At 72.1% G+C, this 25,850-nt stretch carries 21 protein-coding genes; 10 read left to right on the top strand and 11 right to left on the bottom strand.

All coding sequences use genetic code 11. The annotated features are described in order from the left end of the window. The first annotated feature begins 209 nt into the window (after positions 1-209). Together ABD340_RS14250 and ABD340_RS14255 are read left to right on the top strand one after the other, a co-directional pair. Positions 210-3,116 carry an AfsR/SARP family transcriptional regulator gene (locus ABD340_RS14250; RefSeq protein WP_344589403.1) on the top strand — a complete coding sequence of 969 codons (2,907 nt, stop codon included), beginning with the start codon at positions 210-212 and terminating at the stop codon, positions 3,114-3,116. Positions 3,117-3,245: 129 nt separating this feature from the next. After that, positions 3,246-3,827, top strand: coding sequence for a VanZ family protein (locus tag ABD340_RS14255; RefSeq protein WP_344589404.1), 582 nt, complete (start codon positions 3,246-3,248; stop codon positions 3,825-3,827). Here ABD340_RS14255 and ABD340_RS14260 read toward each other — a convergent pair. After that, a complete protein-coding gene (locus ABD340_RS14260; RefSeq protein ID WP_344589405.1) occupies positions 3,811-5,361 on the bottom strand; it encodes a nitroreductase family deazaflavin-dependent oxidoreductase in 1,551 nt (516 codons plus the stop codon). The two genes, ABD340_RS14255 and ABD340_RS14260, sit on opposite strands and share 17 nt — an antisense overlap. Before the next feature lie 245 nt (positions 5,362-5,606). On the opposite strand from ABD340_RS14260, the gene ABD340_RS14265 reads away from it, so the two are divergent. The 5 genes from ABD340_RS14265 (at position 5,607) to ABD340_RS14285 (ending at position 10,509) form a co-directional block, all read left to right on the top strand. After that, on the top strand, positions 5,607-6,728 hold the full coding sequence (locus tag ABD340_RS14265; RefSeq protein ID WP_344589406.1) for a Gfo/Idh/MocA family protein: 1,122 nt from the start codon (positions 5,607-5,609) through the stop codon (positions 6,726-6,728). Further along, on the top strand, positions 6,725-7,582 hold the full coding sequence (locus ABD340_RS14270; RefSeq protein ID WP_344589407.1) for a TIM barrel protein: 858 nt from the start codon (positions 6,725-6,727) through the stop codon (positions 7,580-7,582). Before ABD340_RS14265 ends, ABD340_RS14270 begins: the two co-directional genes overlap by 4 nt. 76 nt (positions 7,583-7,658) lie before the next feature. After that, on the top strand, positions 7,659-8,654 hold the full coding sequence (locus tag ABD340_RS14275; protein WP_344589408.1) for a sugar ABC transporter substrate-binding protein: 996 nt from the start codon (positions 7,659-7,661) through the stop codon (positions 8,652-8,654). Further along, the gene (locus tag ABD340_RS14280; RefSeq protein ID WP_344589409.1) at positions 8,651-9,700 is read left to right on the top strand and encodes an ABC transporter permease; all 1,050 of its coding nucleotides are present in this window, start codon (positions 8,651-8,653) and stop codon (positions 9,698-9,700) included. The genes ABD340_RS14275 and ABD340_RS14280 overlap by 4 nt, the downstream gene beginning before the upstream one ends. Then, entirely contained in the window at positions 9,697-10,509 is an 813-nt protein-coding gene (locus tag ABD340_RS14285; protein WP_344589410.1) for an ATP-binding cassette domain-containing protein, read from the top strand. Before ABD340_RS14280 ends, ABD340_RS14285 begins: the two co-directional genes overlap by 4 nt. Before the next feature lie 39 nt (positions 10,510-10,548). Here the strand turns inward: ABD340_RS14285 and ABD340_RS14290 are convergent, their stop codons facing one another. Continuing rightward, positions 10,549-11,316 (bottom strand): sulfite exporter TauE/SafE family protein, encoded by a 768-nt coding sequence (locus ABD340_RS14290; protein ID WP_344589411.1) that lies wholly within the window; start codon positions 11,314-11,316, stop codon positions 10,549-10,551. A gap of 657 nt (positions 11,317-11,973) precedes the next feature. Between ABD340_RS14290 and ABD340_RS14295 the strand changes: the two genes are divergently transcribed. Continuing rightward, positions 11,974-13,329, top strand: a complete 1,356-nt coding sequence (locus ABD340_RS14295; protein ID WP_344589412.1) for a potassium channel family protein — start codon at positions 11,974-11,976, stop codon at positions 13,327-13,329. 7 nt (positions 13,330-13,336) lie between these two features. On the opposite strand, the gene ABD340_RS14300 is transcribed toward ABD340_RS14295, so the two are convergent. Both ABD340_RS14300 and ABD340_RS14305 read right to left on the bottom strand, forming a co-directional pair. After that, entirely contained in the window at positions 13,337-14,011 is a 675-nt protein-coding gene (locus tag ABD340_RS14300; protein ID WP_344589413.1) for a response regulator transcription factor, read from the bottom strand. Next, positions 14,008-15,192 carry a HAMP domain-containing sensor histidine kinase gene (locus tag ABD340_RS14305; RefSeq protein WP_344589414.1) on the bottom strand — a complete coding sequence of 395 codons (1,185 nt, stop codon included), beginning with the start codon at positions 15,190-15,192 and terminating at the stop codon, positions 14,008-14,010. Before ABD340_RS14305 ends, ABD340_RS14300 begins: the two co-directional genes overlap by 4 nt. A gap of 111 nt (positions 15,193-15,303) precedes the next feature. Here ABD340_RS14305 and ABD340_RS14310 point away from each other — a divergent pair, with 111 nt between their 5' ends. Next, positions 15,304-16,848: a DUF1349 domain-containing protein gene (locus ABD340_RS14310; protein ID WP_344589415.1), complete on the top strand. Its 1,545-nt coding sequence runs from the start codon at positions 15,304-15,306 to the stop codon at positions 16,846-16,848. A gap of 168 nt (positions 16,849-17,016) precedes the next feature. Here ABD340_RS14310 and ABD340_RS14315 read toward each other — a convergent pair whose 3' ends face one another. The 4 genes from ABD340_RS14315 to ABD340_RS14330 all read right to left on the bottom strand — a co-directional run bounded on the left by ABD340_RS14315 (position 17,017) and on the right by ABD340_RS14330 (position 19,950). After that, positions 17,017-17,757, bottom strand: a complete 741-nt coding sequence (locus ABD340_RS14315) for an alpha/beta fold hydrolase (RefSeq protein ID WP_344589416.1) — start codon at positions 17,755-17,757, stop codon at positions 17,017-17,019. A gap of 95 nt (positions 17,758-17,852) precedes the next feature. Further along, on the bottom strand, positions 17,853-18,215 hold the full coding sequence (locus ABD340_RS14320) for a DUF4180 domain-containing protein (protein ID WP_344589619.1): 363 nt from the start codon (positions 18,213-18,215) through the stop codon (positions 17,853-17,855). Between the two features lie 331 nt (positions 18,216-18,546). Then, positions 18,547-19,167, bottom strand: a complete 621-nt coding sequence (locus ABD340_RS14325; protein ID WP_344589417.1) for a hypothetical protein — start codon at positions 19,165-19,167, stop codon at positions 18,547-18,549. Between the two features lie 417 nt (positions 19,168-19,584). Next, positions 19,585-19,950 (bottom strand): hypothetical protein, encoded by a 366-nt coding sequence (locus ABD340_RS14330; protein ID WP_344589418.1) that lies wholly within the window; start codon positions 19,948-19,950, stop codon positions 19,585-19,587. A 179-nt stretch (positions 19,951-20,129) separates the two neighbouring features. Between ABD340_RS14330 and ABD340_RS14335 the strand changes: the two genes are divergently transcribed. Next, entirely contained in the window at positions 20,130-20,456 is a 327-nt protein-coding gene (locus ABD340_RS14335; protein ID WP_344589419.1) for a hypothetical protein, read from the top strand. 6 nt (positions 20,457-20,462) lie between these two features. On the opposite strand, the gene ABD340_RS14340 is transcribed toward ABD340_RS14335, so the two are convergent. The 3 genes from ABD340_RS14340 to ABD340_RS14350 all read right to left on the bottom strand — a co-directional run bounded on the left by ABD340_RS14340 (position 20,463) and on the right by ABD340_RS14350 (position 25,841). Beyond that, positions 20,463-22,034 carry a serine/threonine-protein kinase gene (locus ABD340_RS14340; RefSeq protein ID WP_344589420.1) on the bottom strand — a complete coding sequence of 524 codons (1,572 nt, stop codon included), beginning with the start codon at positions 22,032-22,034 and terminating at the stop codon, positions 20,463-20,465. 16 nt (positions 22,035-22,050) lie between these two features. Then, the gene (locus ABD340_RS14345; protein WP_344589421.1) at positions 22,051-22,293 is read right to left on the bottom strand and encodes a hypothetical protein; all 243 of its coding nucleotides are present in this window, start codon (positions 22,291-22,293) and stop codon (positions 22,051-22,053) included. A gap of 158 nt (positions 22,294-22,451) precedes the next feature. Then, entirely contained in the window at positions 22,452-25,841 is a 3,390-nt protein-coding gene (locus ABD340_RS14350; RefSeq protein ID WP_344589422.1) for a hypothetical protein, read from the bottom strand. Between the last annotated feature and the right edge of the window lie 9 nt (positions 25,842-25,850).

Raw genomic sequence — 25,850 nt, forward strand, 5'->3', positions numbered from 1 at the left:
CAGGTATGGGGTGCTGGCCTGCGGATGCCCCGGGTGCGGCGGGCCGCCCGACGGCGCGGGAGTCGGGCGGAAGGCCCGCGCCGAAAGCGTCCAGGGTGGACGGGGGAGCGCTCAAGCCCCGTTCACCCGGGGCGCTTGGAACAGTGAGGGTCGACCGAATGTGGTCTTCGTACTCGGGCGTGCGGATGATCGCCTAGAGTTGCGGCCATATGAGCGGTGGGCTCTACTTTCGCGTGCTCGGGCCGATGTCGGCCGAGCGGGCGGGCAGCCCGCTCGATGTGGGCGGCCCGCAGGTACGCACCGTCCTGGCCCTGCTCCTGCTGGAACGGGACCGGGTGGTGTCGGTGGACCGCCTGGTGGAGGCCCTCTGGGAGGGCGATCCACCGAATTCGTGGCGGGTGCAGTTACAGGGCATGGTGTCGCGGCTGCGCAGGACCCTGGGCGCGGACGGCGACCGCTCCTCCGCGCCGATCGAGACGCGTCCGCCCGGCTACCGGTTACGGATCTCCGCGGGCCAGCTGGACCTGGAGAACTTCCGCGACGAGGTCCGGCGGGCCCGCGAACGGCTGGCGGCGGGGGAGCCGGGGCCGGCGGCCGCACTGCTGCGCACCGCGCTGGCCCGATGGCGCGGCCCTGTCTGCGCCGATCTGACGTCCCCTTCGGTTCGGCGCGCGGCCGACTGGGACGAGCTGCGGCTGGCCGCCGTCGAGGACCGGATCGACGCCGACATCGCCCTCGGCCGCCATGAGGGCCTGGACGTCGAACTGCGCGCGCTCATCGGCGACCATCCGCTGCGGGAGCGCTGCCGCGGCCAGCTGATGACCGTGCTGGCCCGTGCCGGGCGTCCCGCCGAGGCGCTCACCGTATTCCGCGACCTGCGTGAACGCATGGTGGACGAGCTGGGCATCGAGCCGTCCACCGGACTGCAGCAGCTGCATCGCGCGATCCTCACCGGGGTTCAGGGCCCCGACGAGGCGGAGGCGGTGCGGGGCCGGCCCTACCTCGTGCCGCGCCAGCTCCCGGCCGACGTGCCCGGCCATGTCGGACGCGAGGATCTTCTCGGCGAGCTGTCGGGCGTCCTGGGCGACCCGTCCCGCACCGCGCCCGTGTGCGTGGCCGTCACCGGTCCGGGCGGGATCGGCAAGACGGCGTTCGTGCTGCGGCTGGCGCACGCGCACCGCGCGGCTTACGGCGACGGGCAGCTGTACGCCCGGCTCCGCGACCGCCCCGGCGGCCCGGCCGAGGTGCTCGCCGGGTTCCTGCACGCTCTGGGCGTCCCCCCTGCCGGGGTGCCGTCCGGGCTGGACGAGCGCGCCGCCCTCTTCCGCGAGCTGCTGGCGACCCGCCGCGTGCTGATCGTGCTGGACGATGTGACCGACGCGACGGACCTGGAGCCGCTGCTGCCCGCCGAGCCGCGCTGCGCGGTGCTGATGACCAGCCGGAGGCGGCTGTCGGGCGCCGGCGGCGCGGGCGGGCTGCGCGTCGTCCCCCTGGAGGGGCTGCCCCGGGACGCGGGCGCGGCGCTGTTCCGCTCGATCGCGGGCCGGGGCGACCGGCCGTCCGGCGACGCCGAGGAAAGGGAGATCGACCAGATCGTGCGGCTGTGCGGCGGGCTGCCGCTGGCCGTCCGGATCGCGGCCGCCCGGCTGTCCGCGCGCCCCGGCTGGACGGTGGCCGACCTGGCGCGGCGCCTGGCCTCGCACCGCGACCGGCTCGACTGGCTGCAGCACGGCGACCTCGGTGTGCGGGCCAGCTTCCAGGACACCTACGACGCGCTCACCGACGACCACCGGCGGCTGTTCCGGAGCCTGGGCCTGCTGAAGGACACCGAGTTCCCCTCGTGGGTGCCCGCCGCGCTGCTGGGCGGCCGCGCGGAGACCGCCGACCGGCTGCTGAACGACCTGGTCGACGTGCACCTGGTCGAGCCCGCCGGACGGGGCGTCACCGGGCCGCGCTACCGCGTCCACGACCTGATCCACCTGCTGGCCGGGGAGCTCGCCGCGCGGGACGACGCCGGCGGCCGCCGCGCCGCGGTGCGCAGGCTGCTGGGCGCCTGGCACGACATGGCGACGGCCGCGGACGGCGCGCTGCCGCACTGGTACGGCCTCGACCCGTCCCCCGGCCCGGTCTGGCGGGCGCCCGAACACGCGCGCGCCGCGGCCCGCGCCGACCCGCTCGTCTGGTTCGACGAGGAACGGCTGCACCTCATCGCCCAGACCCGCCTGGCCGGGGAGGCCGGTCACCCGGCCTGGCCGCTCGCGCAGTGCCTGGCCACCTACTTCGACATGCGCGGCCGGTACGACGAGTGGGTCGCGATGCTGCACGAGGGGCTGCGCGTCGCCGAGCGGCAGGACGACCGGCGCGGCATGGCGTGCATGCTCGGGCTCCTCGTCGACGCGGAGGGGAGCAGGCTGGAGCTCGGCGCGGGGCTCCAGTACGCCGAGCGCGCCATGACCACCTACCAGTCGCTTCCGCATCCGCCGATGGAGCGCAGGACCGTCCCGTCCCGGTCCATCCCGGATCCGCTCGGCAGGGGCCGCGCCCTGTTCACCCTCTCCCTCCGCCGCCGCGAGGACGGCGAGCACGGCGGCTACCTGCCGCTGTTCGAGGAGGCCCGGCAGGCGTTCGAGGCGTGCGGCGCGCCGATCGCGGAGCTGTGGATGCTGAAGAACTGCTCGCTGGCCTACCTCAAGCAGGGCCGGATGGCGGACGCCGCGGCCTGCCTGGCGCGGGGGCTGACGATCCTGGTCGGCCTCGGGGAGGACTTCGAGACGGGCTCGGTCATCGGCGAGATCGGCGCGCTGCTGGCGGCCGCCGGACGGCATCGGGAGGCCGAGGAGCTGGCCCGCGAGACGCTGGCGCGTTCGCCGCATCCCTGGGACGAGGCCGCCGCGCTGGACATCCTGGCCGCGCTCAGCCGTTCGGACGGCGACCACCACGCCGCCATCGACGCGCACCTGAAGGCGCTGGCGGTCTGGCGGCGGCTGGGCGTCACGGTCCGGGTGACGCACACGATGGGGGAGCTGGCCCGGCTGTGCGAGGAGATCGGCGACATCGAGGCCGCCGACCTCTACCGCTCCGACCCGCTCTTCGCCGGCCCGCAGGCCGGGGGCTAGACGGGCCTGTCTCGACGGTCTGGGTGGTCTAGCGCTTGGTTCGAACTTGACCGTCCCTTTGCATAGTCGCGGCCGAAGCGGGGACATGCACGGTCGTCGAAAGCGCTTCGGGACGTGGAGGTGCGGGCGGTGGCGGGATCGTGGGCCAAGAAGATCGGGATGCCGCAGCCGGCTCCTAAGAGCCGGAGCAAACCCGACCGCAAGGTCGCGGGCAAGTCCGACCGCAAGGTCGCGGGCAAGTCCGAACGAAGCGGCGGCGGACGTCCACCCTGGTACGTGCTGCTGCTCAGGGCGGTCGCCCTGCTGGTGGCGCTCGCGGCACTGGCGGCGTTCTTCTACTACGCCTTCCGTCTCACCCTGAGCCCGGTGGAGGACAACGGGCAGGCGGGCGGCAACACCGATCCCGGGCGTTCGCTGCGCTTCTACTTCGAGCAGCCGGTCCGGGACGCGCTGCCGCAGGTCGGCGGCAACCTGATCCTGCTGGCCCCGCTCGGCGTGCTGCTGCCGATGCTGTCGGCGCGGCTGCGCGGCCCGGTGCGGCTGGCCCTGGTGGCGGCGCTGCTGTCGCTGGCCATCGAGACGGCGCAGGGTCTGCTGGTGATAGGCCGGGCCTTCGACATCGACGACGTGATCCTGAACGTGCTCGGCGTGGTACTCGCCTACGCGCTCGTCGGACGGCTGCTGTCCCGCAAGATCATGGGACCGGCGTGAGGCGGAAGACGCGCAGTTCGCGTTCGGTGCGCTCCACGTAGCTGTCGTAGACGGGCCATACGCGCATCAGCCGGGGCCACGCCTCGGCGCGCTCGGCGTCGTCCAGCAGCGCGGCGGTGACCTTGACGGTGCGGCCGCGGAAGCTGATCTCGGCCTCGGGGTGCTTGAGGAGGTTGCCGGTCCAGGCGGGGTGCTTCTCGCGGCCGAAGTTGGAGCCGACGATGATCCAGGATCCGTCCGGCTCGGGCATGCAGGCCAGCGGGGCCTGCCGCGGCCGTCCGCTGACGGCGCCGGTGGTGGTCAGCACCAGGCTCGGGACCAGCGACTGCCCGAGGAGGAAGCGGCCACCGCTGGCCTTGTGCAGGGCGCGGTCCAGCGGCGGCACGATCTTCGGGCCGACCTTGGAGAACCAGCGTGCGCTCGAGATCCTCTGGAAGACCGGTCCCAGATAGCGCTTGGTCAGTGTCGGCATGGTCGGCTCCTTCGTGGCGGCGGTGGTTCCGGCGGACGGGGTTCGAGTGGGCGCCAGCCGGCCGGCCCTGCGCAGGTGCCCGGCCTCGGCCAGCCAGCGCAGCGAGTCCTCGACCGTCTCCTCGACCGGGCGCAGGGTCAGCGAGAGCGCGTCGAGGGCGGGGGCGTCGTCGGTCGGCACCAGCTTGACCATGAACTCGGCGGCGTCGCGGGTGAGCGGGTAGTCGAAGTGCCGGACGCGTTTGGCGGCGTCCAGCAGCGAGCCCGCCCCGAGCACCACGCCCGCCGGGACGCGGAAGCGGCGGCACTTCAGCCCGGTCGCGCGGTCGCACAGGTCGGCGTACTGCGGCCAGGTGAGGAAGTGGCCGCCGAGCAGGAGCCGGTCGGGGGCGGGCGTGGTGACCGCGCGGGCGAGGGCCTCGGCCAGGTCGCGCACGTCGATGACCGAGACGCCGCCCGGGGGCAGCGGCCAGGCCTGGTCGAGCGCCGCCGCGAGCCCTTCCATGAGCGCGTCCAGGACGGGCTGGTCCGGCCCGCACACGCCGCCGGGGTAGACGATGGTGACGGGCGCGCCCTCGTCCTGGAGGTCGCGCACGTAGCGTTCGGCGGCGACCTTGGAGCGGCCGTAGCCGGTGCGCGGCGCGGCGAGCGGGCCGCCGGTGGTGATGCGCGGGCCGTGCGGCGGGACGAACACCGCGACCGTCGACACGTGGACCACCCGCTCCAGGCCGCGGGCGACGGCGCCGCCGACCACGTTGCGGGTGCCGGCCAGGTTGACCCGGACCAGGTCGTTCTCGGGGTCCCCGGGGTGCCCGATGCCGATCGCCGCGGCGGCGTGGACGGCGGCGTCGCAGCCGTCGAGCGCCTCGCCGACGGCGCCGGGGTCGAGCATGTCGCCGGGGTGGAGCTCGACGTCCCCGGCGGCGACGCCGAGCCGGGCCAGCACCTTGGCGGCCTTGCCGGGGTCGCGGACCAGGGCGCGCGGCCGGTGCCCGGCGGCCACCAGGGAGCGCGCGGTGTGGGAGCCGACGAAGCCGGACGCGCCGGTGAGGAAGACCCGCATGCTCACAAACTAGCGCTTGGTCACGTCCCGGGGGAACAGGCGCGGCCGAGGAAGGGGCCCATTGCGGACACGTCCTAACGGCGAGGATGCCAGGTGACACCGTTGACGTGCATGGAACGCTCCAGCACACTCGGTGTTCATCCGGTCGCCATGCCCCGGACGGAGCGCCCCCGGCGCCCCCGAGCGGGGCCCGGCGTCCGGGCGCCGACGGAGAGGTCTCCAGGAGAGGCCGACCGGGAGGATCGATGAGGATCGGACTGGCCGGCGCGGGGCGCATCGGAGCGCGCCACGCCGCCGCACTTTGCGAGTTGCCCGAGGTCGAGGCCCTGGTCGTGGCCGACGCCGACCCGAGCCGGGCGAGAGAACTGGCCGCCCGCCTGAACGCGCGTTGCTCGGACGGGCCGGGCTCGGGCGTTCAAAGCTTGGACGGGCGCAGGGCGGGTGGCCCCGGAGTGGGCCACGGAGTGAGTCACGGAGCGGGCGGTCACAGGGCGGAGGTGTGCGCGGTCGGCGCGGTGCCGGAACTGTTCAAGGCGGGCCTGGACGGGCTGGTCGTGGCGGCGGCGACGGACGCGCACGCCGCGCTGGTGGAGCTGGGCGTGCGGGCGCGGCTACCCGTGTTCTGCGAGAAGCCTCTTGCCCCGGACATTGATGGAACGTTCCAAATGGTCCGGGCGGCATACCTCGCCCACGTCCCGGTGCAGGTCGGCTTCCAGCGCCGCTTCGACGCCGGCTACGTCGCCGCCCGCGAGGCCGTCTTAGCCGGGCGGCTCGGCTGGCTGCACACCGTACGGTCGTGCAGCTTCGACCCCGCCCCGCCGCCCCCGGGATACATCCCCGCCTCCGGCGGCCTCTTCCGCGACTGCGTGATCCACGACCTCGACTCCATCCGCCACGTCACCGGACAGGACGTGGCCTGGGTGATGGCCGCGGGCTCCAACAAGGGCGACGTGGTCTTCCGCGAGCACGGCGACGTCGACACCGGCGCGGCGCTGCTCGGCCTCGACGACGGCACCCTCGGCGTGGTCGGCGCCACCCGCTACAACGCCGCCGGATACGACGTGCGGCTGGAACTGTTCGGCTCCAAGGACAGCCTCGTCGCGGGGCTCGACGACCGCACGCCCGTCACACCCCTGCCGGAGCGTCCCGCGGGGCGTCCCGCGCGCACGCCCGCCTACGGAGGCTTCCTCGAACGGTTCGCCGCCGCGTACGACGCCGAGCTGCGGGCCTTCGTCGACCTGGTCGCCGGGCGGCGCGCCAACCCGTGCCCTCCCGAGGAGGCCCTGGAAGCCTTCTACCTCGCCGAGGCGTGCGAGATCTCCCGGCGCGAGCGCCGGGTAGTCCATCCAGAGGAGGTACGGCGATGAAACTGGCAGGCGCACCCATCTCTTGGGGAGTGTGCGAGGTCCCCGGGTGGGGCCATCAGCTCTCTCCGCGGCGGGTTCTGAGCGAGATGCGCGACCTCGGGCTCACCGCCACCGAGCTCGGCCCGGCCGGGTTCCTGCCCGCCGACCCCGGCGAGCGGGACCTCCTCCTGGCCGAGCACGACCTGGAGCTCGTCGGCGCGTTCGTCCCGGCCGTCCTGCACGATCCCGCGTACGACCCGCTGCCGGAGATCGAGCGGGCCATCGACGGGATGGACGGCCGCGCGACCCTGATCCTGGCCGCCGCCACCGGGCTCGACGGCTACGACCGGCGGCCCCGCCTCGACACCAGGGCCTGGCAGGCGCTGCTGGCCAACCTGGACGGCATCACGCGCCGCGCCGGCGACCGCGGCCGCTCGGTCGCCCTGCACCCCCATGTCGGGACGGTCGTGGAGAGCCGCGCGGACGTAGAGCGCGTCCTGGGCGGGTGCAGCGTCCCGCTGTGCCTGGACACCGGGCATCTCCTCGTCGGCGGCACCGATCCGCTGCTGCTGGCCCGCTTCGCCGCGCCGCGCATCTCGCACGTCCACCTGAAGGACGTCGACGTCGCCCTGGCCGATCGCGTGCGCGAAGGCGAGGTCTCCTACACCGACGCCGTGGGCACCGGCTTGTACCGTCCCCTCGGCCAAGGGGACATCGACATCTCCGGCGTCATCCGTGCCTTGGAGGACTCCGGCTACGACGGCTGGTACGTCATGGAGCAGGACGCCGTCCTCGCCGCGGAGCCCGATGCCGCGTCCGGCCCGTACGAGGACGTCCGCGCCTGCCTGACGTATCTGGCGGAGGTCGCGGCATGACAGGTCCCCCTGTAAGCCACTTCTGATAAATACTCGGTTCATCTCAGATCCTTCTCGGGGAGAACGGAGTGCTGCGATGACCCGCACGAGGAAGCGCACCCCCAGGCGCCTGCTGGCCCTGGGGGTCACCGGGGTGCTGGCCGTGAGCGCGTGCAGCGGTTCGGGCGGTAAGAAGGCGGAGGAGAGCGCGGGCGCCGGGGGCGCCAAGACCGAGCGGATGACCGTCGCGATGGTCACCCACTCGGGGCCCGGCGACACGTTCTGGGACATCGTCCAGAAGGGCGCCAAGGCCGCCGCCGCCAAGAGCAACGTCGAGTTCCTCTACTCGGCCGATCCGGACGGCGGCAAGCAGGCCCAGCTCGTCCAGGCCGCCATCGACAAGAAGGTGGACGGGATCATCGTCACCTTCGCCAAGCCGGACGCGCTCAAGGACGTGGTCGCGCGCGCCACCGCGGCCAAGATCCCGGTGGTGTCCATCAACTCCGGCGCCGACGTGTCCGCCAAGTTCGGGGCCGTCGCGCACTTCGGCCAGGACGAGAGCATCGCGGGCGAGGCCGCCGGGCGCGAGCTCGCCAGGATCGGTGCGAAGCGGGCGCTGTGCGTCATCCACGAGCAGGGGAACGTGGGCCTGGAGGACCGCTGCGCGGGGGCCAAGAAGACCTTCGGCGGGGAGCTGCAGAACCTGTTCGTCCCGGGCACCAACATGCCGCAGGTGAAGTCGTCCATCACCGCCAAGCTCCAGACCGACAAGGAGATCGACGGGATCCTCACCCTCGGCGCGCCGTTCGCGGCGACCGCGGTCGACTCGGTGAAGGAGACCTACAGCAAGGCCAAGGTCGCCACCTTCGACATGAACAAGGACCTGGTCGCCTCGCTCAAGGGCGGGACCATCCAGTTCGCCGTCGACCAGCAGCCCTACCTGCAGGGGTACGGGGCGGTCGACGAGCTGTGGCTGCTGAAGAACAACGGCAACGTCATCGGCGGCGGCCGCCCGGTGCTGACCGGGCCGGCGATCGTCACCAAGGACACCGCCGCGACGATCGACCAGTTCGCCAACCGGGGCACGCGGTGAGCCAGGCCGTGGCCCGGCCGCCGGTCGCGGCCGACGAGCGGCTGGCCCGGCGGTCGCCGCTGCGCCGGCTGCTGGGCCGTCCCGAACTGGGGGCGCTGCTGGGCGCGGTCGCGGTGTTCGCGTTCTTCTCGGTCGTCGCGGACGCGTTCCTGCGGGCCGGTTCGTTGTCGACGGTGCTGTACGCCGGCTCGACGTTCGGGATCATGGCGGTGGGGGTCTCGCTGCTGATGATCGGCGGCGAGTTCGACCTGTCCGCCGGGGTGATGGTGACGACCTCGGCGCTGATCGCGTCCCTGGTCGCCTACCAGCTCACGCTGAACGTCTGGGTCGGGGTGGTGATCTCGCTCGTCCTGACGCTGGCACTGGGGCTGCTGAACGGCGTCCTCTACGTCAGGACGGGCCTGCCCAGCTTCATCATCACGCTGGCCACGTTCTTCATGCTGGCCGGCGCCAACCTCGGCGTGACCAAGGCCGTCACCGGCAACGTCGCGACCGACTCCATCCGCGACATGGACGGCTTCTCCTCCGCCCGCGCGGTGTTCGCCTCCGACGTCGACATCGCCGGGGTCAACGTCAACATCACCGTGTTCTGGTGGATCGTGCTGGTCGCGGCGGCGACCTGGCTGCTGCTGCGCACCCGCACCGGCAACTGGATCTTCGCGGCGGGCGGTGCCGCGGCCAGCGCCCGCGCGGTCGGCGTCCCGGTCGACCGGACCAAGATCGGCCTGTTCATGGGCGTCGCGTTCTGCGCCTGGGTCTCCGGGATGCACCTGCTGTTCGCGTTCGCCTCCGTGCAGTCGGGCGAGGGCGTGGGCAACGAGTTCTACTTCATCATCTGCGCGGTGATCGGCGGCTGCCTGCTGACCGGCGGCTACGGCTCGGCCATCGGCGCCGCGATCGGCGCGTTCATCTTCGGCATGACCAACAAGGGCATCGTGTACGCCGAGTGGAACCCCGACTGGTTCAAGTTCTTCCTCGGCGCGATGCTGCTGATCGCGACGGTGGTCAACCTGATCGTCCGGCGCAGGGTGGAGGCGTCCAGGTGACGGAGCATCCGCTGGTGCGCCTCGACGGCGTCGGCAAGAACCACGGCAACGTCATCGCCCTCCGCGAGGTGTCCCTGGAGGTCGCCGCGGGCGAGGTGACCTGCGTGCTCGGCGACAACGGCGCGGGCAAGTCCACCCTCATCAAGATCGTCGCCGGGTTGCACCGGCACGACTCCGGGACCTACCACGTCGAGGGCGAGGCGGTCTCGTTCGACTCGCCCCGCCAGGCCCTCGACCGGGGCATCGCCACCGTCTACCAGGACCTGGCCGTCGTCCCGCTCATGCCCGTCTGGCGGAACTTCTTCCTGGGATCGGAGAAGCGCAAGGGCTTCGGCCGCCTGGACATCGAGTTCATGCGCCGCACGACCAAGGACCAGCTCCTGGAGATGGGCATCGACCTGCGCGACGTCGACCAGCCCATCGGCACCCTCTCGGGCGGCGAGCGGCAGTGCGTCGCGATCGCCCGCGCGGTGTACTTCGGGGCCAAGGTCCTCGTCCTGGACGAGCCCACGGCCGCGCTGGGCGTCAAGCAGGCGGGGGTCGTCCTGCGCTACATCGTCCAGGCCCGCGAACGCGGGCTGGGCGTCATCTTCATCACCCACAACCCCCATCACGCCTACCCGGTGGGGGACCGGTTCCTCGTCCTCCAGCGCGGCCGCGGCATCGCCTACCAGACCAAACAAGAAATCACCCAGGACGAACTGACCGCCCTCATGGCAGGCGGCGCCGAACTGGAGCAGCTGGCGCACGAACTCCAGGCCGCCGAGCTGACCGAGGAGGCCGAGCGCCTGGGCATCACTCCGGACTGACTCTGGGGCGGCGCCTTCCACTGGAAGGCGCCGCCCGTGTCAGCGGAGAACGAGCTGCACGATGGACGTGGTGCCGACCGCCACGATGAGCGCCCGCAGGCCGGCGGGGCTGAGACGGCGGCCGGCCGCGGCCCCGGCCTGGGCGCCGACGGCCGAGCCGACCGCCAGGAGCGCGACGGCCGTCCAGTCGAACTCGGCGGCGAACAGGAAGAAGGCGGCGGCGACGGAGTTCACGACGGCGACGAGCACATTCTTGATCGCGTTGAGGCGCCGCATGTCCTCGTCGAGGAGGATGCCCATCAGCGCCATGTAGATGATCCCCTGGGCAGCGGAGAAGTAGCCGCCGTAGACGCTGGCCAGCGCCAGCCCGGGGGCGAGCAGCGGGCCCCCGTCGGGACGGGCGGCCTTCCCGTTCCGTTCGCGGCGGTCCCGGAGCCGCTTGCTGATCCAGGGCTGGAGGACGACCAGGACCAGTGCGAGGCCCACCAGCACCGGCACGATCATCTCGAAGACCGAGGCGGGCAGGGCCAGCAGCAGCGCCGCCCCGGCGACGCCGCCGAGCAGGGCTCCGGCGCCGAGCCTCAGGAGGCGCCGTCCCTGCCCGGCCAGTTCCCTCCGGTAGCCGATGGCGGCGCTGATGGAGCCGGGGACGAGCCCGAGCGCGTTGGAGACGGTGGCCGTGACGGGCGGCATGCCGGTCGCCAGCAGCACCGGGAAGCTGATCAGCGTCCCGGAGCCGACCGCGGCGTTGATCGCCCCCGCTCCCAGGCCGGCCCCCAGCACCGCGAGCGCCTCACCCGGCGTCACGCGCGTGCGGGGCCCGGTATGACCGGGCCGTAGGTAAATGAGTTGTTCACCCGCCGCAGCCTAGGACCCGCTTATTTCGCCACCCGTCGAAGGGTCGGCTCGGCGCATCCGCGGTTCGCACTTGGCCGCGACCTGCCCAGGACCACCTGATATGCGAGTCGTCACAGTCCGTGCGACCGTTTCCGCCGACCGGCCAGGTCTACGCCATACTGCATCAGTCGATCACCAACGGCGCCATGCCCGCACGCGAGGCTGTCCGCCGTCTGGCAGACAACGGACTGGCTGACCGCGAGCCCCCACAAAGGCGCAGTGGTCGAAGGGGTCACCCTGCAGGAATACGACGTGTGCCTCCTGCTCGGCCGACCATGAACCGGACTCATCCCTGTGGTTCCACCTCGCTGGTCGATGCCGCCCAACAGCGCGACCCCGATGCGGCGGCGCGACCTGCCAGTCACTGCTCAGCGCCCGCTCCCGGGTCCAGGCCATGCTCAACGAGGAAGCCGAAACGCCATGACCGCACCGTCGAAATCACCGGCCCCCACGTGTCACTGCGGACAGGAACTGACCCACTGCATCACCTGCGGCGACCCGCGGTGTCCGAGGTGCGACCCGTATCGCTCCGACGACTGCGGCATGACGAGGGACTGAACCGACACCATGATCGACACCGCTGCCCCGCCCGGTGACCGTTCGTTCGTCATCATCGGCGAAACCAACCTGGCACGCCGGGTGTGCGCGTCCCTGCGGGAGGGCTCGCACTCCGTCCAGCACCTGACCGAACCCCGCGACGACGAGCTGCGCGAGGCGATGACGCCCACGCCCGATGCCGTGGCCGTCCTGCTGCACGACGATGTCGCGGCGCTGCGCTACGCGCTGGCCGTCGCCCACATGTCCGCCCATGTCCCGATCACTGTGACCATCTTCGACCGGACGGTGGCCGACGAACTGCTGCGCCTGCTGCCCCAATGCCATGTGACCTCCCCGGCCGATCTGGCGGCTCCGGCCCTGGCCGGGCCGTGCGTCGACGCCGCCATCGTCGCCCTGCAGCGAAAGGACGGGCTCACGCATGCCATCCGGGTCCTCGACGGGGAACCCTCACGCACCCAGCCGTGGAATCCGGAACCGATCGGATGGCGGTCGCGGTTCGGTCGGCTGGCGGGACAGTTGCGTCCACACGACGCGGGAACGCGGATCATGCTCACGGGCCTGCTGGGCATGCTCACCGTCTTCATCGGCGACCTGGCCTGGCTGCTCGCTCACGGACACCACCCGGCCCAGGCACTGTTCGATGCCGCCCGCGTCGTGGCCACGGTCGGCCCGGCGGCCGCTCCCGCCCACTCCACCGCGTACCCGGTGCTGGCCAGCGCGGCCATGCTCAGCACGATCGTCTTCAGCGCCATGTTCACCGCCGGCATCATCGAGCGCATGCTCGGCCCCAGACTGGTCGGGCTGATCGGGCCCCGCACGCTTCCCCGCTCCGGCCACGTGATCGTCGTCGGCATCGGCCAGGTCGGGCTGCGCCTGTGCGGCGAGCTGCGGCGCCTGGGCATACCCGTCGTCGGCGTGGAGCGGGACCCCGACGCCCCCAACGTCCGCCTCGCCCGGACCCTGGGCATACCCGTGCTGACCGGCCACGGCGGCGACCGGGCCACCCTGGAGAAACTGCACCTCCATCAGGCCCGGGCCCTGGCCGCCGTCGGCTCCGACGACCTTGACAACATCGCCCTGGCGATCGCCGCGCACGGGGTCTCACCCGGGACCCGCGTCGTCCTGCGGGCAGGCGAACACGAGGCGATCGCCGAAACCCGCTCCCTGCTGCCGTTGGGCACCATCCGCGACGTCACCAGCCTGTCCGCCGCATACGTGCTGGCCCGCCTGCTGGACACTCCGGCCACCAGCGTCATCGCATACCGGCACCGCATGTTCGTGGAACTGCCCACGGGCACCTTCGCCCCCTGGCCGCTCGCGGCGCGCCAGGGCTGCTCGCACGTGGACGTCGCCCTGACCGGCTGACGAGACGTCAGGGCTGCTCTGCGGGATCGGTGATGCGGTATCCGACGCCCGGCGTGGTGGTGATGATCGGCGGGCCGCCCAGCTTGCGGCGCAGCCGTCCGACGGTGACCGGGACCGTGTTGGTGAACGGGTCGGCGTTCTCGTCCCAGACCTGGTCGAGGAGGTCCTCGGCACTGAGGAAGGCCGGGCCGGCCCGCAGCAGCGCCTCCAGAACCGCGAACTCCTTGACGGAGAGGTTGAGCCGCCGTCCGTCGCGGGTCGCCAGGCGCCGCACGGGATCGAGTTCCACGCCGCCCGCACGCAGTGTCCGTGCGCGGGCGGAGGGGCGGCGGCGGGCCAGTGCGCGGACGCGCAGCACCAGTTCCGGGAAGTGGAACGGCTTGGCGAGGTAGTCGTCGGCCCCGAGCGTCAGGCCCGTCACCCGGTCGCCCGGCGAGCCCGCCGCCGTGAGCATGAGGACCATGGCGCGGTCGTCGCGCTCGGTGATCATCTGGCAGAGGGTGTCGCCGTGGACGCCGGGCAGGTCCCGGTCGAGCACGACCACGTCGTAGCCGACGAGGTCGAGCTTGGCGGCGGCGGTCAGCCCGTCGTGGGCGATGTCGACGGCCATGCCCTGGTCTCGCAGCCCTTCGGCGACGACGTCGGCGAGCGCGATCGCGTCCTCGACCACCAGGATTCTCACGCCGTGCCGCCTTCGGGCGCGGGCTCCCTCGGCAGCGAGACGGTGGCGCGCAGGCCGCCTTCGGACGGACCGCACAGGTCCAGGCGGCCGCCATGGGCGTCGGCGATCGCCTCGACGATGGACAGTCCGAGGCCCGAGCCGGTTCCCGAGCCGGTACGGTCGGCCGCGAGCCGCTGGAACGGGCGGCCGAGCCGGGCGACCTGCCGCGGATCCAGGACCGGGCCGCCCGTCTCCACGACCAGCCGGACGATCGCGTCATCGGCTGTGGCCGAGACCCGGATCCGGCCTCCGTCGCGGTTGTGGACGACGGCGTTGTCGATCAGGTTGTCGGCCATCCGGGACAGGAGCGTCCGGCTGCCGCGTGTCCATGCCGTGTCTCGCAGGCCACCGTCGTCCACGGTCAGGTTCTTGGCCGCGACGCCGGCGGTGCGGGCGACCAGCGCCTTGGAGACCAGGTCGCCGAGCGGGACGGGTTCGCGGTCGGCGAGCGCGCCGTGCTGCGCCTGGGCGAGGACGAGCAACCCCTCCAGGAGGCCGTCCACCCGGTCGAGTTCGGTGCGCAGCCGGTCGGCCAGCGCGACCGTCGCGGGCGGGGCCGGCTCCGGTTTGGCCAGGGCCACGTCCACCGAGGCCCGCATGGTGGCCAGGGGTGTGCGCAGTTCGTGGGAGGCGTTGGCGACGAACCGGCGCTGGGCGGCGAAGGACGCCTCCAGGCGTTCCAGCAGCCCGTCGATGGTGTCGGCGAGGTCCTTGACCTCGTCGGCGGGGCCCGCCACGGCGAGCCGTTCGTGCAGGTTCTCGGCGGTGATCCGGCGGGTCGCGGCGGTGATCGTCCGCAGTGGCCGGAGCACCCGGCCGGAGGCGGCGCCGCCCAGCGGGATCGAGACCGCCGCCATCACGGCCAGCGCGACGAGCGAGCCCGTCAGGAGCCGCTTCGAGCCCGACTCCTGAGTCTCCGACAGCCGCGTCTCCAGGTCGGCGATGCGCTGCCGCGCGGCCGCGAGGTCGGCCCCCTGTCCGGCGACGGGCTGTGCGGGGACCGTGACCCGGGTGGAGTTCCCTCCGACCAGCAGGTTGGTGAGGGCCAGCAGGAGCAGCCCGGACGCGAGGAACATGGCGGCGTACAGGACGGTGAAACGCAGCCTGACCGTCCGGCCTCGCAGCGCCAGGCGTGCCCTCATGCTCATTCTTCTCCCTCGCGTGCCGTCTCCGAGAATGCCGGACGGCGCCTAACAGCGGCATAACGGCGGTCGTTGGGGCCACGTTATGACGGGCCGTCTAGAACCGGTCGCATGCAAGCGACCGACAAGACCACCGCCGGGCCTTCGACGGGCTCGGTACGCCACGAGTGGGCCGGGTTCCGCACCCGCGGCCGGCTGATCGCCATGGCCGCCGTGCCGCTGACCGTCATCCTGCTCGGCGTCCTCTTCGCCTTCGCCCATCGCGTCGGCACCTGTAGCGCGGGGACCGTGGAGGTGCCCTGCCCCACCGATCCCGTGGGGCCGGACGGGCAGGCGGTGAACGACGACTTCTCCTTCGTCCACCGGCCGCTCGGCGAGCAAGGCGCCATCACCGTGCGCCTGACCTCGATGAAGGGCATCATCACCTACCCGCCGCCCGACCATGACGAGATCGTCGAGGGCCTGGTGCCGTGGGCGAAGGCCGGCATCATCATCAAGGACGGCCTCACCCAGGGGTCCTCGTACGCGGCGCTCATGGTCACCGGAAACCACGGCGTCCGGATGCAGCACGACTACGTCCACGATGCGGCGGGCAGCCCCGCGAGGGCACCACGCTGGCTGCGCCTGACCCGTTCCGGCGACACCATCACCGGCAGCGAGTCGGCCGACGGCGAGCACTGGACGAGGGTCGGCACCGCGCGCCTTCCCGGCCTTCCCGCCACCGTACAAGTCGGGTTGTTCGCCGCGTCTCCGGGCGACCTGACCCTTGTGCGCACGGCCCTCGGGGCGAGCCTGCCTGAATCGCGCTTCACGCAGGCCACCGGCACCTTCGACAACATCTCCCTCGACGGCGCTCCGGCCGCCGACTGGAGCAGCCGCCCCATCGGGGAAATGGGCAGTACCGACTGGGAGCGCTTGCACCGAGCGCCCGGACTCGTCAAGTCGAACGGGACGTTCACGGTCACCGGAAGCGGGGACATCGGGCCGCTCGCCAAGGGGGGCGGCGGGGGAGGCCACAGCATGAGCAGCACCCTCATCGGCCTTCCCATCGGATCGGTCATCCTGCTCGTGGTCGCCGTCCGGTTCGGGACGACCGGCGGCCGAGGCCTGGCGGCGAGGTCCATTCTGATCGGCGGGACCGCCTTCGCCGCCGGACTGGTCGCCGCGGGAGTCGTCGTGCGCGCCACCCCGGCGATCTCCCGATCCCGCGGCCTCAGCGTCGCCGCCGTCCCCGCGCTCACCGAACTCAGAGTGGTCGTCGGCGTCGCCGCGTTGCTCGCCGGCGCCGCCGTTCTCGCGTTCGCCCTCGGCGCGCTCGCGCGGCGTGCGAGGGCGGCGGTCCCCATCGCGGTCTCGGTGGTCGTTCTTCCCTACATCCTCGGGGCCCTGCCGCTCTTCCCCGACGAGGTCGCCCGGTGGCTGCTGCGCCTCACCCCAGCCGCGGCCTTCGCCGTCCAGCAGACCGTTCGCGAGTATCCGCACGTGACCGCCCTCTACGCGCCCTCGGGCGGCTACTTCCCGCTGCCCTGGTGGGCCGGGCTGGGCGTCCTCTGCGGCTACGCGTCGGCCCTCCTCGCCCTGGCACTCGTCCGCCAACGCAGCCGGACCGCTCCTCAACACGACATCGAGCCACTACACCGTGGGACCCCGGTGTAAAGGGTGTGGATGACATCAAGAAGTCCCCCGTCATCGCGTGAGGCCATGCCGGCGAAACCCGCCGGGCGTTCTGGCGATGTCGCGCTCCTTCATGCTGATCTCGGGCAGCTCCGGCCGCTGCCCGAGTTCGGCGAGGCCCGGCCGTTGGCGTCGGTGGCCGAGGTTTCGTCAGGCCCGGAGGAACTCGGAGATCGGCTCGGACTGGTCGAAGATGGCGTGACCGACCTCGGGGAGCAGGTTCACGGTCGAGTGCGGGATGCACTCACGGACGCGTCGCGCGGTCTGGCGGGAGTCGAACATGGCGTCCCGGCCGCCGACGATGACGAGTACGGGCATGGTGAGGCCGCGCAACGCCTCGTCGGAGAACACCGGGAGTTTCTCCCTGCACGGGTTGAAGTGCGTGAACGTCAGGACGACGGCGTCGAGCGCCTGCCGGTGCCTCTCCCCGTCCAGGCCTGCGACCGCCATCGCCGATTCGCGCAGTCCGCCGCGTCGGAACGGGCGGGTCAGCAGGGCCTTGAAGATCCAGCCGACCTTCTGCCGTCCCACGCCGCCGGGGCACATCAGGGCCAGGCGGGTCACTCGTTCCGGACGGCGGATGGCGTAGTCCAGGGCCGTCCAGCCGCCGAGGGAGGTGGCGACGAACGCGGCATTGGCGGTCCCGAGTCCTTCCAGGACGTCGTCCAGCCAGAGTGACACGGCGTCGGAGTCCAGGGCGGGGCGCGAGGGCGCGCTCAGACCGGGCTCGCCGACGAGGTCGACGGCATACGTGCGGAAGTGCCGAGACCAGGTGGCGACATCTCCTCGCCACATCGACGTGTTCGCGCCCGAGCCGTGCAGCAGCATCAGGGGCGGCGCGTCCTGTGGGCCGGAGGCCAGGACGAAGGTCTCGCCCTGGCGAGTCGGCACGCGTACGTGTTCGGCGGGAACCGGCCAGGTGTCCAGCACCTGCCGGTAGTGGTCGAGGAGCTCGCGTCCACCGGCCTCGGACTAGTAGATCACGGTCATGGCGCCTGCACCGCCAGCCGCGCGTCGAGCGCGTCGAGATCCGGAACGAACCACACGTGGTCGGACCTGTTCGACTCGCGGACGAGTGCGCGCAAAGCGGAACTGGCCGCCAGGTATGAGGAGACGTCGCCGACGACCGCGAGCTTCAGCCGGTAGTTGACGAACTTCTGCATGAGCTCGCCCGCGAAACGGGTGCCCAGCGAGAAGAACCGTTCGTCCAGGCGGGCCGCGGGCAAGGCCACCACCTCGGCGCCCTGGTAGGTCGAGCCGATCAGGTCCAGCGCGTCGTCCATGGTGGCGATCAGCGGACCGTCCGGGTCGCACACCAGTACCGGGACCCCGGCCCGTTCCTGCACCATGTCAGCCACCGTCGGCCTCCCGTCCCAGAATCGCGATCTTCATGCGCTGCCGTTCCCCTTCGTGGACGACCTGGACACGCAGCGGATGCCTGGAGCACATCCTGTCGTCCATCACTCCCTAAGCTACCTTATTAAGGGCGTGATAGAGAAGTTTAGGTAACGCGACCTCGATGAGATCAGCCGCACGAGTCACTGGCGGTGGCCTGGAGGCCGCGTTCCACCTGAGACCTGATGGTCGGCGCGCCGCCGCTGGTGCGGTGCGTCACCACGGCCTCACCGGCGAGCCGTCATGACGGGACCCGGCGCCGCTATCGGCCCCCGATACCACCGCTCAGCGTTCCGGGCGGGCCTCCCAGATCATCTGCGGCGTGTAACGATGGTCGGTGCAGTCCTCGTTGCGGAGGGATTCCAAGTTTCCCCTCGTGCCCTTGGCCAGGCACCATTCATTCCTCGACCCGAAGTCGCTGCGGATGACCACCTTGTTGCCCCCTTGCGGGATGCTGACCCAAGTCGTGCTCGGATCGGAGCACGTCCGGAGCGTGGTGTTCTTCGAAATGCACTGCGCGATCACTTTGTTCTTCAGTTTGATCTCACCGATGCGGCCGGAGGCCGGGAACGACCTCCGCCATAGCTGTGAATCTTTCGGAAAGATGGTTCCGTTTACCCGGACGAATCCGTTGATCCTGCCGTCCGGTTGCCACTGCACGTCCAACGCACGTAGGGCGAAGGGGGCGATCGGGTCCTTCACGGTGCCCTGGAGGTGGAACCATCCGCTGGGCAGGGCGGTCGCCGGTGTCCCGGAACTTTGATTATGGGTGTTAGCTCCGCTTTGGTCTGCCTCGGCTGGGCCGGGTGCCAGCAGGCTGAGCCCCACGAGAAGCGCGGTCGACAAAACCTGCCGGGACATGTTCTCCTTCAGGAAGAATCGATTTTTCCCCATTGTCGCGTCCACCTTATCATGAAGGCCGGCGCGCTTCAGAGTGAGCGCGGTGACTTACGAGGCTGCGCGTTCGCCATCATTCCCCTATCTCCCTGTGTGCCCGCTACGTTCGCCTCGTCCACTTGCCCGCCGGATGGGCCCCAGATCCGCGCCGGAGCTTGGGCGGCAATTGAACGGTCAGTGGCGTTAGCGGGCCGGGGCGGGGTTGCCGCTGCCCGGCGTTGGGGTTCGGCTGGGTCAAGACCGGCTCGTGATGCTGGCCGCGCGGACCACCCAGATGAGCACGGCACCGCGGGGTCGCGGAGCCTAATGGGGACGGGTGAGGCCGCCGGGCCCGTGGTCAGGGGTCGACATGAGGAAGACCGGACACCCTTCTCGCGGCGGGCCGGTTCCATCGCTCTCCCATTCGGTGGGGAGGACGTCGGCGCGTCATCTTCCGAGGCGTTCCCGCCAGGCGCCGCCGTCATCGGGAATGATGGCGGCCACATCGACTTCGACGCCCTCGTAGACGCCTTCGGCCATGAGATGGATGGTCTCGTAAGGCGTGTGGGGCTGCGCTACCACGTCCACGCCGAGGAACCTGGCCCACTGCTCGATCTCGTCGTGGGCGGCGCTGATGCCGTTCGGTGTCTCGGCGCCTGAATGCACGACCTGTCCGTAGAGGTGCGGCGGCTTAAGGGGGTACACGGTCCAGTTGGCGGGTGGCAGGTCCCGGGACAGCATGTCGGCCAGCACCCGCACAGCCTTGAGTTGGACCTTTACATCGGCTCTCTGTGCTCGGCTCTCCGCGCTCACGGGGCAATCCTTTGCGACATTGGACCGGCACACAAGGGTTCACCGGAAACCTCCGACCAGGCCGGGATGTCCATCGTGACCATGCCCGCGCCTCAAGCCCTGACGTCCCTCACCTTCTCGCGGCGGGGCGATTTCATCGCATACCCATGGTGATCGCTCGATGCTTTAGGGTGGGCGCCATGTCGGTGAACATTCGCATCAAACTAGACGTCAATGGACTTGTCTCCCGCGAGCAGGCCGAGGAGGTGCAGCGGGCCGTTGGGGAGGTGCTGAGCGGTGAGGGCCTCGACCGGGAAGTCGAGCTAGCGCTGCACGAGTCCGACGGAGAGTTCAAGGTGACGGGGCGGAACGAGTGGCCGGTGAGCATCTCCCGTGTCCGGCTCTGGGAGCCGCAGTTCGAGGCGCAGATCGAGGGCGCGGTCAAACAGGTGTCGGCGGAGGCCGAGGTCCGGCTCGACTGCGTCGACGCGGACCTGGAGCGCGCCCTGGAGGAGGGCACGCTCTAGCGAGCGTCAGGTCCACTTGGCGCGGGCGAGGATCTGCGCCAGGCCCGGGGCGTTCCACTCGTCGACGATGAGAATCTTCGACTGCGGCAGGTACCACAGGCGCTGGACGAAGAAGACGTTGCTTCCGCGCGGGCTGAAGTCATTGCATTCCATCCGCCATTCGCGGTACTCGGCGGTGCGGTCGCCGACCTTGACCACGCTCTCCTTCAGCAGGCGGACGCCCCTCGCGGCCCCGATGCTGGGCCGGGGAGGGCAGTCGTGGGACGGGTCGGTTCCCGGATGCCACGCGTAAGCGGGCTGATAGCTCTCGATGCGTGCGTCCACGGGCGGGTCGATCCACTGTTTGCCGAGCACCTGGACCTGCGGGCAGAGCTTGGCCCTGTACTCGGTGGCGGGCGTGCATCTGCCGGGCAGCCGGATCCAGTGGCCGGGCAGGCGCCCGCCCTCGCGTTCGATGCGCCAGGACATGGGGGCGATGATCGAGAAGTCGCCGAGGTCCAGTCGCTTGCCCGGCGGGGTCGGGCTTGCGGTGGCGGCCATGGGGCGTTCCACTGGTTCGGGCCGGACGGCCTGGTAGACGCCGACGCCGCCGCCCACGGTGGCGGTCGCGACGGCGGTGCCCGCCACCGCGACGCCGGCCTTGGTGCCCAGTGCGGACAGTACGCCGGTTGTGCCCGCCGTCGCGGTCGCGGCGCCCCCGGTCGACGCCAGCCCGGCGGCCGTCAGCGGGAACAGCGCGGCCAGGGCGATGACCCCTCCGGCGAGGGCGCGGACGCCGCGGGTCTCCCACTCCGGCCCGTACGTGTCGCGGGCTATGTCCTCCAGTTCCGCCACGAACGCCTTCGCGCTCTCGGGACGCTCGGCCGGGTCCTTGGCCATGCCCTTGGCGACGAGACTCCGCAGCTTCTCGGGGACGTCCTCGACGGGGACGGGGGCCGACAGGTGCCCGGCTCTGATCGCGGCTCGGTCGCCGGGCGGGTAGGGGCGGTGGCCCGTGATGCACTCGAAGAAGACGCAGGTCGCGGCGTAGACGTCGGTGGCGGGGGACGCCGGGTCACCGCGCCATTGTTCGGGGGCCATGTAGTAGGGGGTCCCGGCCAAGCTGCCTTCGCCGGACCATACGGCTACGCCGAAGTCGATGAGCTTGCTGCGACCGTCGGACGGGACGATGACGTTGGCCGGTTTGTAGTCGCGGTGGACGACGCCGGCGTTGTGTGCGGCCGCTAGGCCGAGCAGCGAGCCTTTCAGGACGGTCAGCGCGGCCTCAGGTTCGAGGGTTTCGTGGTGGCGGAGGACGTCGGTGAGGGGGACACCGTTGACCGCCTCCATCACGATCGCGATGCCGTGCTCGTTCTCCACCAGCCGGTAGAGGCGGGCCACGTGGGGGTTGGTGACGCGGCCGAGCATTTGGGATTCGTGGCGGAAACGTGCCCTGCTGCCGGGGCCGGCCTCGGCGGGGAGGTACTTGATGGCGACAGGGGTGCCGGCTTTGGCGTGCCGGGCCAGGACGACTCTGCCCTGGCCGCCCCGGCCGAGTTCCCGCACCTCCCGGAAGCCGCGCACCTGCCAGTCGGTCACCGGTTCCTCCTGGAGGTCAGGACCACTTGGCCTGGTCGAGAATGGCGCTGAGGTTCGGCGTATCGAACTCGTCCACAATGATGAGTTTCCGCGCGGCGAGGTACCAGAGGCGTTGGGTGAAGTAGACGCCCGATTTCTCGGTTCCGGCGGGGCCGCCGTAGCACTCCATGCGCCATTCCTTGTATTGGGCCGGGCGCCCGCCGATTGAGACCTGGGCCTGTTTCTGGACGGAAACGGGCTTGGCGACGGTGTACTTCACGGGGTCGCGCGGGCAGAACGCGGCGATGTCTGTGCCCGGGGCGAATGTCCGTTGACCAGGCACTATCCAGCACGTTTTCGTCCCTGTGTTCGAGCGTTCACGCTACGCACGCCTCGTGCCGCGTTACCGCCTGGACCCCACGCCAGCGGGGCGGCGGTTCACTCGTCGGCGGTGAGGATCGTGCGGGCGTTGTACGCGACGTCCGGGTGCGGGTGAGCGCGCAGGCGGCGCAGCACCGCGCGCCACTCCTCGGGCCAGCCCGACCGCGCCCCGTGGAACCTGGTGAGGGCGCAGGCGAACAGGCCCGGGGCCAGGTCGTCGCCGGACGCCATCCGGGCGACGTGCGGGAGCACCGCCTCGGGTACGGGGACGTAGGCGCCGAGGTGCCAGTAGGCGTGCCCGTCGCCGAGGTCCTGCGCGTGGCGGCCGAACGCGAGCGCGTCGGCGACCCGGGCGATCGCGAAGACGCCGCCGATGGGACGGGCGGCGAGGGCGTCCAGGGCGGCCTCGGTGCCGGGGACGTCCCAGGAGAGCATGGCGGCGTGCAGCTCGGAGGCCAGCGGTTCGGGTAGCCGACCGGCCAGGGCTTGCACGATGGGCTCGTTGCGGGCCGGGTCGCGGCCGTAGCCGACCCTGACCTGGGCGGTCAAAGAGGCGAGGCGCTGCGCGGCGGGCAGGTCGCGTTCGGCGTCGGCGTCGGGCAGCGCGGGGGCGGCGGCCAGGTCGTCCACTGCCGCCGCCAGCTCCGCCACGCCGTGGCCGGACCGGGCGCAGTCGAGAAGGCTGGACAGGGCGGCCTGCCAGGTCGCCGTCCCGGCCAGGCCGGTGACGTGCTCGGCCAGCAGTGCAGGGATCTCGGGGGCGTACGACGCCCACGGGGGCAGCCTGGGGATCGCGAGCCGCGCCGCCTCCGGGTCCTCGGACCGGGCGACGCTCAGCACCAGCCGGGCGTAGCGCGGGCGGTGCTCCGGCTCGACCATGAAGGGCAGCGTGCCGAGGATCTGGCGGGCCAGATCGCGCGGGCCGCGGGCGGCCTCGTCCAGGATGCGCTGAGCCCGCGGGTCGTCGAGCCGGTCGCGGGCGGCGGAGGCGATCGCCGACCGCACGTCGCGGTGCTGGCCGGGGTCGTCCCAGGCGGCGGCGACCACGGCCATCGCGTCCGGCACCCGGTTGCGCAGCAGGATCCGCAGCGCCTCCTTCCGTGCGGTGATCTTGCCGTCGGTGAGGACCGGGGCCAGCACGGCGGTGAGCGTGGACGGCGCGACGAACCGGGTGGCGCGGCTCGCGGCGTACATCGCCACGTGCGCGTCGTCGGAGGAGGCCAGGTCGAGCAGCTCGGGCAGCACCTCGCCGGGCGAGGCCAGCCACACCGCGGAGGTGAGGGCCTTCCGCGCCAGGTGGGCGTCCTGCTCGTCGAAGTATTCGCGCAGCTCGGGGTCGTAGTAGCGGCGCAGGTCGTCGGGCGTCGCCCCGGGCACCCGCGCCGCGAGGGCGACGGCCTTGCCGCGGTCATGGGACGGGGTCTTGGGGTCGCTGGCGACGCGGTGCAGCAGCGTCCGGTACTCAGCCTGCTGGCGGCCTGTCCAGCGGCGGGTCAGGGCCGGGTCCGCCAGGGGCACGTACCGGACGGCGGGATGCCGCCAGCGGCCGGGCGGGGCCTCGTCGGACAGCGCGACGTGCAGCAGGTCGGAACGGTCGCGGGCGATCGCGCCGAACACGGCCGGGATGGTGACGGCGGACGGGTCCTTGGCCACGACGCGGCCGACGCGTTCGGCGCGGGCGCGCGGCGCCATCAGCCACAGCGTGATCGCCTCCTTGATCACGCGGTCGTCGCGGGCGTCCAGGGCCCGTTCCAGGCCGTCCTGGATCTCCGGCACGCCCGCCGCCCGGTCGCGCAGGGCGCGTGCGAGGGCGAGCACGAGCCGGTGGTCGTCCCGGTCGCCCGCGCTGTCCAGATGGGCGGCCAGCGCCCGGCCGATCGCCCGTTCCCGGCCTGCGGGCAGGCCGTGGTCGAGGCGTCCGAGGTACAGGGTGCCCTCGTGGCCGACGACCCTGCGCAGGATGTCGAACGCCAGCTCCAGCAGTTCGGTGCCGGCGTCGGCGGCGCCCTGCCTGCACAGCACGACGGCCAGCTGGGTGAGCTGGTGGCGGGTCCCGTACGAGGAGTCCCGGGCGGCGAGAGCGTCACCGGTGAGCCGGGTGAACGCGGGGACGTGCTCGGCCCGCAGCATCGAGACGGGCATCGCGGCGAGCGCGGTGAGGGCTTTCACCCGGACCGGGTCCTGCTCGTTGCGGAGCCGTCCGAGGTCCTGGTCGAGCAGGCGGGTCAGCACCCCGGGGGAGCGGCTGCGGCCCGCGCACAGGACCAGCAGCCGGTAGCCGATCGCGCGCTCGTCGGGGTCCCACCTGCGGGTCAGCTCGCCCAGCACGGGGAGCGCCTCGTCGTACGGCAGGTACGCGGTCGTCTCCCAGACCTTGCGGGGCTCCTCGGCCACCTGGCGCAGGCCCAGCGTCCGGCGGGCCTCCCGGGCGCGTGCGGCGTGCGGGAGGACCTCCATGAGCTCCGGGCCGAGCTCGGCGGTGGACAGGTCGACGCCCTCCATCGCGGCCGTGAACAGCGCGTCGCGGCCGGACGGCGGAGCCGCCTTCAGCAGCGCCGCCAGGACGCGGGTGTCCTCCCGGACCGCGCGGGCGAACGCCGCCTCGTCCAGGCCGTCGAGGCGGATGATCCGCTCGCGCACCGCGCGGGCCCACAGCAGGCCGGGCAGGTGGGGCCGGTGCTCCTCGGCGAGCAGCAGCCGCTGCGTGCGCGCCGGATCCGCCTGGAGCAGCTCGCCGAGCCGGCGCACCACCGGGTACGGCATCGGCTCGGCGCGCCAGTGGCGCTCCAGCAGCGCGAGCACGCGGCCCGGGTCGTGCGGGATCGCAGCCACCACGCCCGGCCCGTGCCAGCTCCACCAGAAGCCGCGCAGGTTGTCGGGCGTCTCCTCCAGCCGGCGCGCGGCGAAGTCGAGCATCACGTCCGGGTGCGCGGCGCCGAGCGAGTTCCAGTTCGGGACGGCCTGCGCGAGATCGTCCAGCCGGTCCCGCACGGCCCGTTCCCCGCAGGCCGGCAGCAGCGACGCGGCCTCGGCCTTCCCCCACAGCTCGGCCACGCCGTCGATGAGCCGCTCGGCCAGGTCGGCGCGGCGGCGCCGCCGGATCGCCTCGTACACCGCCGAGCGCCGCGCCGAAGGGGCGTCCCGGAGCAGTTCCTCGAACGGCTCGTAGGGGGCGCCCAGCCGCGCCGCCCACGCGATCGCCGCGAACGCCAGATCGGTCGCCGGATCGCGCATCATCCGGCCGATGTGCTCGACGGACGCCTCGTCCCGCACGGCGGAGGCGACGAACAGCGACAGCGACCGCTCGTAGTGGCCGCGCCCGCCCAGCTCGTCCAGGAGCTCGCGCAGCTCCGCCGAACCCGCCAGGCGGCGCAGGTCGGCCAGGTGGCGGCAGCGGGCCGAGTAGGCGAGCTGCTCGACCTCGGCGAGGAGTTCATCGGCGTGCATGACGCGCCA

Origin of the sequence: Actinomadura vinacea (assembly GCF_039532545.1) — a bacterium.
GTDB lineage: Bacteria > Actinomycetota > Actinomycetes > Streptosporangiales > Streptosporangiaceae > Spirillospora > Spirillospora vinacea.

Coding starts and splice junctions, on each gene's coding strand:
- ABD340_RS14250 (WP_344589403.1), top strand. CDS start 210: ATGAGCGGTGGGCTCTACTTTCGCGTGCTCGGGCCGATGTCGGCCGAG.
- ABD340_RS14260 (WP_344589405.1), bottom strand. CDS start 5,361: ATGCGGGTCTTCCTCACCGGCGCGTCCGGCTTCGTCGGCTCCCACACC.
- ABD340_RS14265 (WP_344589406.1), top strand. CDS start 5,607: ATGAGGATCGGACTGGCCGGCGCGGGGCGCATCGGAGCGCGCCACGCC.
- ABD340_RS14270 (WP_344589407.1), top strand. CDS start 6,725: ATGAAACTGGCAGGCGCACCCATCTCTTGGGGAGTGTGCGAGGTCCCC.
- ABD340_RS14275 (WP_344589408.1), top strand. CDS start 7,659: ATGACCCGCACGAGGAAGCGCACCCCCAGGCGCCTGCTGGCCCTGGGG.
- ABD340_RS14295 (WP_344589412.1), top strand. CDS start 11,974: ATGATCGACACCGCTGCCCCGCCCGGTGACCGTTCGTTCGTCATCATC.
- ABD340_RS14305 (WP_344589414.1), bottom strand. CDS start 15,192: ATGAGGGCACGCCTGGCGCTGCGAGGCCGGACGGTCAGGCTGCGTTTC.
- ABD340_RS14310 (WP_344589415.1), top strand. CDS start 15,304: ATGCAAGCGACCGACAAGACCACCGCCGGGCCTTCGACGGGCTCGGTA.
- ABD340_RS14320 (WP_344589619.1), bottom strand. CDS start 18,215: ATGGTGCAGGAACGGGCCGGGGTCCCGGTACTGGTGTGCGACCCGGAC.
- ABD340_RS14335 (WP_344589419.1), top strand. CDS start 20,130: ATGTCGGTGAACATTCGCATCAAACTAGACGTCAATGGACTTGTCTCC.
- ABD340_RS14350 (WP_344589422.1), bottom strand. CDS start 25,841: ATGCACGCCGATGAACTCCTCGCCGAGGTCGAGCAGCTCGCCTACTCG.